At 33.8% G+C, this 9,909-nt stretch carries 8 protein-coding genes; 7 read left to right on the top strand and 1 reads right to left on the bottom strand.

All coding sequences use genetic code 11. The features are described 5' to 3' along the window. Window positions 1-41: 41 nt before the first annotated feature. Together QM017_RS06515 and QM017_RS06510 are read left to right on the top strand one after the other, a co-directional pair. Complete coding sequence (locus QM017_RS06515) at window positions 42-755, top strand: GntR family transcriptional regulator (protein ID WP_178197867.1); 714 nt, start codon at window positions 42-44, stop codon at window positions 753-755. An 11-nt stretch (window positions 756-766) separates the two neighbouring features. Next, window positions 767-2,845: a DNA topoisomerase 3 gene (locus QM017_RS06510; RefSeq protein WP_282709196.1), complete on the top strand. Its 2,079-nt coding sequence runs from the start codon at window positions 767-769 to the stop codon at window positions 2,843-2,845. 93 nt (window positions 2,846-2,938) lie between these two features. Here QM017_RS06510 and QM017_RS06505 read toward each other — a convergent pair whose 3' ends face one another. Next, window positions 2,939-3,241, bottom strand: coding sequence for a DUF454 family protein (locus tag QM017_RS06505; protein WP_282709195.1), 303 nt, complete (start codon window positions 3,239-3,241; stop codon window positions 2,939-2,941). A 157-nt stretch (window positions 3,242-3,398) separates the two neighbouring features. On the opposite strand from QM017_RS06505, the gene QM017_RS06500 reads away from it, so the two are divergent. From QM017_RS06500 to QM017_RS06480, 5 genes are all read left to right on the top strand, one after another. After that, entirely contained in the window at window positions 3,399-5,564 is a 2,166-nt protein-coding gene (locus QM017_RS06500; protein WP_282709193.1) for an AAA family ATPase, read from the top strand. A gap of 219 nt (window positions 5,565-5,783) precedes the next feature. Next, on the top strand, window positions 5,784-6,755 hold the full coding sequence (locus QM017_RS06495; protein WP_282709192.1) for a LacI family DNA-binding transcriptional regulator: 972 nt from the start codon (window positions 5,784-5,786) through the stop codon (window positions 6,753-6,755). 99 nt (window positions 6,756-6,854) lie between these two features. After that, window positions 6,855-8,153, top strand: coding sequence for a sugar ABC transporter substrate-binding protein (locus tag QM017_RS06490; RefSeq protein WP_282709191.1), 1,299 nt, complete (start codon window positions 6,855-6,857; stop codon window positions 8,151-8,153). Between the two features lie 18 nt (window positions 8,154-8,171). Then, the gene (locus tag QM017_RS06485) at window positions 8,172-9,053 is read left to right on the top strand and encodes a sugar ABC transporter permease (RefSeq protein WP_282709190.1); all 882 of its coding nucleotides are present in this window, start codon (window positions 8,172-8,174) and stop codon (window positions 9,051-9,053) included. Continuing rightward, entirely contained in the window at window positions 9,046-9,909 is an 864-nt protein-coding gene (locus QM017_RS06480) for a carbohydrate ABC transporter permease (protein ID WP_282709189.1), read from the top strand. The genes QM017_RS06485 and QM017_RS06480 overlap by 8 nt, the downstream gene beginning before the upstream one ends.

The raw sequence follows: 9,909 nt of genomic DNA, 5'->3' as shown, positions 1-9,909 counted from the left end.
AAAAAGACTGGTAAATGAGTATGATAAAGGGGGGCAATATAGTGTTAAAATACATGCAAACAGCGCAACAAATCGAAGAATTTATTTTAAAAAATAATCTCAAGCAAGGGCAAAAATTGCCACGTTTTGAGGATTTGATTGTGCAATTTGGAGTTAGCAAAAGTACAATCGTAAAAGCTTTAAATATTTTGGAGAGTCGAGGGGTTATTTATCAGATTCAAGGGAGTGGTGTTTTTGCGCGCCGCCCACAAAAAGAAGGATACTTAAATGTTTTAGAAAATCAGGGTTTTACTTCTGACTTGAAAAAAGAAAAATTGAATTCACGTGTGCTTGAAGTGAGCTTGGTCAAAGCGCCAGATAAAGTTTTAAAAAGTTGTGCTTGTCAGGCTGATGAGCAATTTTATAAAGTTGTTAGGGTTCAATCTGTTGCAGATAAAATTTTGTGTTTAGAAGAGTCGTATTATCGTAAAAAAATTGTTCCATTTTTAAATGAAGGCTTAGCTAAAGAATCTTTATTTAGCTATTTGCGCGAAGGCTTGCAATTAAATATTGGATTTTCTGACAAGTATTTGCGAGTAGTCAAATTAAAAAATGAAGATATTTGTAATCTAGTGGGAGTAGCTGTTGGTGATCCAGGAATTGAAATTAAAGAAGTTTTTTATTTAACCTCAGGTGAAGTATTTGATATTTCGTTTACGACATTCAATTATGAACATGCACAGTTTTATATGCAAAGTAATATTTTTAGAAATTAATGAGGTAAGACATGAAGCAGTTGATTTTAGCAGAAAAACCTAGTGTTGCTCGTGACTTAAGTCGAATATTAGGTGCTAGTAAAAAGAATAATAATTATTATGAAGGTAAAGATGTCGTAGTAACATGGGCTTTAGGGCATTTATTAGGCTTAAAGATGCCTGAAGATTTGGATTCTAAGTGGCAAAAGTGGCAGTTTGAAACCTTGCCAATGCTGCCAAAAGACATTGGAATTAAGCCTTTGCCAAAGACTAAGGCACAGTTACGTGCAATTAGCGCTTTGGCTAAAAGAAAAGATATCAAAGAAGCAGTCATAGCAACTGATGCGGGGAGAGAAGGAGAGCTGGTGGCACGTTGGATCTTGGAATATGTGCGTTTCAATAAACCAGTTAAACGTTTATGGATTTCATCTCAAACCGATCAAGCGGTTAAAGAAGGTTTTAAAAACCTTAAGCCCGCCAAGCAATATGATAATTTGTATCAATCAGCGTTAGCACGTGCTAAGGCCGATTGGTTAGTCGGGCTAAACGTGACACGTAGCTTGACCGTTAAATACGATGATAATTTGTCAGCTGGTCGAGTTCAAACACCTACGCTTGCTTTGGTGCGTAAACAAGAAGAAAAAATCGAGCGCTTCAAGCCTCAAACTTATTATGTATTAAGTTTAAATGCTAATAATCAAAAAGCTACACTGGTTCAAAAAGATCCGCACGGTTTAAAAGACAAGACTAAAGCGCAGGAATTATTGACTAAATTGCAAAATACAGCTGGTCAAGTTGTAGATGTCGTTCAAAAAGAACAAAAAAAGCCAGCTCCATTGTTATATGATTTAACAGAACTTCAACGTGATGCAAACGCTAAGTATGGTTATTCGGCTAAAAAGACATTGAGTCTAGTTCAAAGTCTATATGAAATTCATAAGGTTGTTTCTTATCCACGGACTGATTGTAAATATTTGAGTTCAGATATTAAAGCCAGCTTAGCTCAACGTCTCCGTGCGATGCAAGCTATTGATGATGATGCGCAACTTTACTTGAAACAAGGAGCTAAAGTTGTCAATCAAGCGGTCTTTAACGATGCCAAAATTAGCGATCACTATGCCTTAATTCCAACTGAACAGCCACCACAATATGCGAAGTTTTCTAATGATGAACAAAGAATCTATACGCTGATTGCCAAACGCTTTTTAACGATGTTTGCGCCGGTTTATCGTGCCGAAGTCCAAAATGCAACGGTAGCGTTTGGTGAAGCTAAATTTGTTTTTAAACAAACCCGTGTTTTAGAAGCTGGATGGCAAAAGACTTCTAAACCCATTAAGATAAGCAATGCGTGGGTTAAAGGTCAAAGTGTCACAGGAACCTTTGAACTAAGTCAAGCCTTAACACAACCACCTAAGCCGTTGAGTGAAGGTAGTTTGTTGACACAGATGGAAAAATACAGTTTAGGTACACCAGCTACTCGGGCGGAAATTATCGAAAAATTAGTCCGTGCCGAGTTGATGGAAAGGCAAAATAATAACTTACATGTGACGCCTAAGGGTAAGCAATTATTAAAATTAGTTAATCCATCGCTAGTTAGTCCACAGCTAACTGCCAAATGGGAACAACAACTCGAAGCAATTGCTAAAGGAGAATATAGCAGCCAAGAATTTTTAGCAGAAATCAAGCAAGATACTAAGCAACTAGTCAACGAAGTCAAAAACAGCTCACAAAAATATCAAGACTTTTCATTGACTCAAAAGAAATGTCCCGAATGTGGTCAAGCTTTACGCGAGAAAAACACGCGTGACGGCAAGATTTTGGTTTGTTCTAATCAAGATTGTACTTATAAACGACGCTTGGAAGCCAAAGAATCCAACCATCGCTGCCCACAATGTCATAAAAAGATGTTGATTATGCAAGGTAAAAACGGTATGTATTTCAAGTGTAAATATGATGGTACAACAGAAAAGATGTTAGATAAAAAGGCTAAGAATAAGAAGATGACTAAACACGAAGAACGGCGCTTGTTAAAAAAGATTAACCAAGATTCCGAGCCACAAGAAAGTGCCTTGGCTCAAGCTTTAAAGGCTGCCTTACAACAAGAAGATTAATGACAAAGATGCCCTAATGTTAGGGTGTCTTTTTTAGTTAAACCAATAAAAAAGTGTTGGGAAAAGATTTCACCAACACAAGAAAAGAAAGTTTTATAGATTTTCTGGCGCCTGTAAGCTAGCCAGAATTTTGTTTAGCAATGTATAATACCAAGTTTGCTTGACTTTTTTTAGCTCAATGAGCTTATGATTTAAATCAGTCAGCAAAGGCAACACGTATCTTTTAAGCAAACGTGTTTGGAAAAGCCAACGATGAAAGCGTGGCGAAAACTTGGAGAGGCTAAACAGGGCCAACAAGAAAAACGGCACCTGCGGAATGATTGGCAATAAGATGCCGATTATCCCACCAATTAAACTAATGATAAATAGTAAAAACCATAAAAATTTAGTTAACATAAAAGCCTCCCATCAGCAAATTTAGATACAAATCATTCTTTGTATCCGCTTACATTATAACAAAAAGATAGACTAAAAAGCAATCCAATCTGGTTATTTTTTTGAAAAATAGCGCAAAGATGATATAATGTAACGATTACGACAAGAGGATACGAAAATGAAAGATGTACAAAAATACAAAACAGCGCTTGAATTGATGAAACAAAAAGATTATCGCAAGGCCCAAGAATTATTGTTGGAACTTTATCAACAAAATCCATATTATCGTGCGGTCGGCTATTTTTTGGCGAAAACTTATTATCAAACTAAACAAGCTAAAAAAGCACAAAACTGTGCGTTGCGTTATCTGGAAGATAAAAATGCCAAAAAAAGTGCGCAAGCCTATAAATTACTGGCAAAAATTGCACTACAACAAAAAGATTATATTCAAGCCAAGCAATATTTGCTAGAAGCAAAAAAACATGGATTAGAAGATAAAAGTTTAAATAAACTAAGTGCTATTTTGCTTAAAAAAGAGGATAAAAGTCAAGTTAAAGCAAATTTTAAATGCATAGGAATTGCTAAAAATAAAACACCAATTGCGCAAAGTAGTGCTTTGCGTTACACAGGAATTAAATTTTTGATTAATGGGATGAGTGAGTTTCAAAAGAAAAATTTTAATGATGGTCATTGGCATGAATTGACCGTCACTAAGATAACCCCTAGTGGATTTAAAGGGTTTGTGACATGTTGGTTGATAGATGAGCGTAAATTTCATCAAAAATACTTACCTAAATTGCCAAATCCGTATTTGCGTACGGCATTTAATGATTACTTAGAAGAAGACAAATTTTTCAAACATAGTTGGCAAGAATCTAAAGTTTTTGCCTTATTAACGGTTCCTGAGTTTAGACGTCAAAACATCGCAGAGTTGCTGAAGTTAAATAACTTGTTAAAAGATAAAGAAAAAGAACACTTGCAAGCTTGCGAAGATTTGGTGGTTTTAAAAAAACTGGGTGAAAGTTTACCACTGACACAAAAAGATAAACTAGCACAGCTGAATGCTCTTTATGATTTTGGGTATTTATGTCCTAAAAATTGTCAAAAAACGCTGCATTTAAAACAAAAATGTAGTCAAGAGCGCTTTTTAATAAGTCTATTAAAGCAACAAAGTAGACATAAATTGCCACTAAAAAGTAATGCCAAGTTCAAGCCAACACCAGAACAACAAGTATTTTGTAGGTGGCTTAAGAATCAAAATGCAGATGTTTTAGCCTTATTAGGGGTCGGAGGAAGCGGTAAGACGTATACTTTAGGTAAAATCTTAGATGCCAGCAAGGTATTGGCGTTAGCGCCAACTCATAAGGCGCGCTTAAACTTACAAAGTTGTGGATTTTTTCAAAATGATACGATACAAAAATTGTTGTTTGAGATTAAACAAGGGCAAGATCCGCTCAAAGATAGTCCAGTTCGAGTCATTTTAATCGATGAAGTTTCGATGATAACGCTAGATATGTTAAGTGAACTGATGCGTTATACTGGTCGAAGTGTGCGGTATTTATTGATTGGAGATGATCGTCAATTAGCACCGGTTTCCCAAGATGAAGAAGCCTTGGCGATTTGTGGTAACGTGATGGCATTATTGCAAAAGTATGGTCAATGTTTTTATTTTAAAGAAAATATGCGCTGCAAAAATCCACGTTTAAAACCATTGATTCAAGCGTGTCGGGATGCAGATTTGCAAACTTTAGCGCGTGTTGAGTTTAAGACAAGTGATGTGCGTGCGATGTTAAATTACAAATATCAACATCAAAACAACGAGCGTTGTATGATTTTAGCATATAAAAATTTGACAGTTGCTGCGATCAATCGGAAATTTTATGAGGTCTTGACCAAAGATGTTCAATGCAAAGTCGAATTTTACGAAAAAAATGGCTACGGACGAGGTGGATATTTTGTTGGAGCACAAGTTGTTTTTTATCGTAACGATGATCAAAAACAAAAATATGGCTACACTAACAGTGAATTTGGTACGATAACGCGTTTAGTGTTGCCTAATAAAAAATTACCACAAGGTTTGGTGAGTGTTAAAACGATGGCTGGTACGTATCATCTTCCATTAGAGCGAGCAAAAGAAGATTTATTATTAGCCTATGCCTTGACAATTCATAAAGCACAAGGCAGTGGGGCGGATCGCGTTTATGTAATTGAAGCTTATGATCGTGGATTAGGCTATACGGCAGTTTCACGCGCTAGACGTGAATTGTATTTTGTTAAGATGACAAGAGAAGATTTACTTAAAAGTATTGCACATCCAGTACAAGTGAAACAAAATATTTATTGATTTAATAAATCCTTTTTATTAGGGATGTCTAGTAAAAAGGATTTTTGTTTTTTAGAAAAATAATGTTGATAAAAACGATAATATCCGTTTTTTAGGTAATTAAAATAAACAAAAGTATAAATGTTTTTTGCAAGAGTTTTATTGGCTTATGCTTGATTTGTGATTTCAAAATATAATAAAATTAACTTAAAATGTGATTGAGTAAGGAAGGATTTATATATGGCAACGATGAAAGATGTTGCAAAAAAAGCAGGTGTCAGTGTGGGTACGGTTTCACGTTACATTAATAATGCAAGCGGCATCAAAGAAAAAACACGACAAGCAGTGAAAAAAGCAATTGATGAATTAAATTATGTTCCAGATGAATATGCTAAGGGAATGAAAGTTCGTTCTTCACAAACAGTTGTTTTATTGATTCCTACTGTTTGGCATATGTTTTTTTCGGAGTTTGCTTTTTATGTTGAACAAACTTTAGCCCAGAATAATTATAAGATGATTTTATGTAATTCTGATCATGATCCTAAAAAAGAAGAAGAATATTTGCAAAAAGTTATGCAAAATAAAATCGATGGTGTTATTGGAATCACATATAACAATATTGATGAACGCATTGTTAGTAAAGTCCCATTTGTAAGTATTGACCGTTACTTTGATGAAAAAACCTCTTATGTTTCTAGTGAAAATTATGTAGGTGGAAAGATAGCAGCCAATGTTTTTTTAAAACAAAATTTGAAGAATTTGCTTTATATTGGTGATTTAAATAAGGTACCTAATGATACTTCCCGAAGAAGAGAAGGATTTCGTGATACTATTTTAGAATCTGGAAGCAATTATTATGAAATGTTTGATGCGGATGTCTTTTATAATTTTAAGACAAAATTTCTAAATAAGATGACTCAACATCCTGAAATTGATGGAATATTTTGTGTAACGGATATGTTGGCAATGCAAGTTTACGAAATTTTATGTGAGATAGGAATTAAGGTTCCAAAACAAGTTCAAATTATTGGTTATGATGGAACGAATTTAGCTAAAGGTGTTCCTAATTATTGTTCAACAATTGCGCAACCAATCGAATTGATGGCACAAAAAGCTGTTGAAATGATATTAGCCAAAATAAAAGATCCAAGTTTATCGCGGCAAGTATGCCATTTGCCAGTAGCTTTTAGAGCAGGTAAGACAACAAAATAATTTTTGAAACGTTTCCAAAAAACTATTGCAGTTTTTTTGGAAACGTTTTATAATTTAATTTAATTGAAACGTTTCAAAAATATTAAGGGAGGTCTCAGTATGAAATTAAAAAAATTTTTACTGGCGACATTTGCAATTATTGGAATTGGAATATTGACTGGATGTGGCAATAACCAACGATCAGCATCTTCAAAAGATATTACTATGTGGGTTCATTTTTCAAAAGATGACCCAGAAGGAAAAGCTTTAGCAGCGAATATTAAGCACTTTAATAAGACTAACAAACAAGGCTATAAAGCTACAGTGCAATATATTCCGCGTAGTGGTTCTGGTGGTGGTTATGAAGATAAGATAAACGCGGCATTAAATTCAGGGACACTTCCTGATGTAATTACGCTAGATGCTCCAAATACAGCTGCATATGCTAAATCAAAAATTATCAAACCGATCGGAAAATATATCGATAATAAAGATGATATTTTAGATTCAGTTATTAAACAAGGAACCTATCAAGGAAAGTTGTATTCTTTGGGATATTCCGAATCAAGTGTAGGAATCTATTATAATAAAAAGATGTTTGAAAAAGCGGGAATTACTGATATCGCTACATTAGATAATCCTTGGACTTACTCAGAATTTGAAGCAGCTTGCCAAAAGTTGAAGCAAACATTTGGAGATAAAAGTGCATTTAACATGAATTTAAATGATCATTCAGAATGGGCCTTATATGCATTTGCACCTTTTCTTTGGTCAGCAGGCGGTAGTATTACTAATGATTCTGGCACTAAAGCTATGGAATATTTGAATTCAAAAGCTAGTCAAGAAGGTTTCCAATTTATTCGTGATTTAGTTAAAAAAGAATACACACCAATTAGTCCTAAAGATAAAGGATTTCAAACGGGAAAATATGCAATGCAGCTTTCAGGAACTTGGACAGTTCAAGAACTAGATACGCAATATAAACACCTTGATTATGGTGTAATGCCTTATCCAGTTTCTGATAAGACACATAAATTAGTGTCTCCGACAGGGGCATGGCAGTATGCAATGACGGCAAGTGCTGTTAATAAAAAAGCAGCAGGGGCATTAATTAATTTTTTGATGTCTAAAGATGCGATGTATAAAAGTAACATGGCAACGACTGGCTTACCAGCTAGAAAAAGTGTAGCCAAGATGATGGAACCTAAGTTATCTGAGCCAATGAAAATGTTATTAAAACAAAACCAAGAAACTGGCAAAACACGTCCTGTTTTAGTTAATTATCCTCAAGTAACACGGACATTTGCTGAAACTATTACAGATGTTACGTATTATGACAAAAATCCTAATTTGAAAAAATTACTTAAAAAACAAGCTAAAGTGATTCAAGGATATTTGGATGAAAGTGCAATTTATTAAGGAGTGTGGCATAAAACAATGAAAAAAAATAGAAATCAAATTATTGGTTATTTCTTTATAATGCCAGCAATCATTTTGTTATTGTTATTTTTATTTATTCCAGCAGGAATGTCAATTTATTATTCATTTACTAACTATAATATTTTGGCACCACAAGATCGTGTGTTTATAGCATTACAAAACTATGTTCAGATTTTTAAAGATCCAGTCTTTATAAAAGGTTTACAAAATGTATTATTGTTTGTTGTCTTTATTATTCCAATTCAAGTTGGACTTGCTTTAGGATTGGCATTAATTGTTAATAAAAAACGTCCATGGAATACTTTTTTTAAAGTAGCATTTTTTGCACCTGTGGTTGTTTCTTTAGTTGTTACTTCGGTTTTATGGTTATACATTGTTAATCCAGAGCAAGGTTTGTTAAATGGATTGCTATCATTAGTACACATCAAACCACAGCCGTTTTTAACAAGTGAAAAGCAAGCTATGTTTGTAATTATTGGGCTTTCAGCTTGGCAAGGTGCAGGTTATCAAATGTTGATTTTCTTAGCGGGTTTACAAAATATTCCTGCAGAGTTGTATGAAGCAGCTACGATTGATGGAGCAAATAAATGGCAACAATTTCTTAATGTTACTTTGCCAATGTTAAAGCCAACATCTGTGATGATTTTAACAACAACATTTATTAGTGCATTTAAGTTAATTACACAACCAATGGTTATGACGCAAGGTGGACCGATGAATTCAACAATGACACCTGTTTATTATATTTATCGGACAGGTTTCACCGATCGGCAGTTAGGATATGCTAGTGCAATGAGTGTTATCTATGGATTGTTAATTATTATTTTTACTGTTATTCAACGTAAACTTTCAGGAAAAGAGGATTTGAGTCATGACTAAGATTAACCCTAAAATCCAAAAAAATGCAATGTTAATTTTGTCAACTTTTTTAATTACTTTATTAGCTTTATTCTTTTTATTTCCTTTAGTATGGATGATCGTATCATCATTGAAAAATGAAGCTAGTATCTATAAGGATATGACTAGTTGGCACGCTTTTGTACCATCGCTAGATTTTAAAACTTGGCTTAATAATTATGCTAATTTATTTCAACGTTTCGATATTTTTCGTTATATTGGTAATAGTATTTTATATGCTTCCTGTGTTACAGCCGGTTCAGTTATAATTAATTCATTAGCAGGTTATGGCTTTGCGTGTTTCAAGTTCAAAGGTAAGAAATTTTTATTTGGATTATTATTGGCAACTTTGGTTATTCCAGGGGAAACTATTTTGATTCAACAATTTCAGATTGCTAAAAATTTAGGAATTTTAAACACTATTTTGGCAGTAATTTTACCAGGATTGGCTAGCCCATTTTATATTTATATGTTTAAAAATTTCTTTGAAGCGATTCCAGATGATATGATTGAATCAGCCCAACTTGAAGGTGCTAGCATGTTTAGAATTTATTGGCAAATTATGTTGCCAATGGCTAAACCAGCCGTTGCTACTGTTGGTACATTAACTTTTATTGGAAGTTGGAATGATTATTTATGGCCTTTAATGGTTTTAACCGACTCTAATAAATTTCCATTACAAGTGGCAATTACTAATATAAATAATACCCAGCCTGTTTATATGAACCAAGTAATGGCGTTATTAACAATTTCAACAATACCATTAATTATCATATATATTGTATTTCAAAAGTACCTAGTGCAAGGTATGGGAAATGTTGGAACTGGTGTCAAATAG

The organism is Ligilactobacillus sp. Marseille-Q7487 (genome assembly GCF_949152225.1).
Classification (GTDB): Bacteria; Bacillota; Bacilli; order Lactobacillales; family Lactobacillaceae; genus Ligilactobacillus.
Note: the sequence above shows the minus strand (reverse complement) of the source record. Positions and strands in the feature narration are given on the sequence as shown.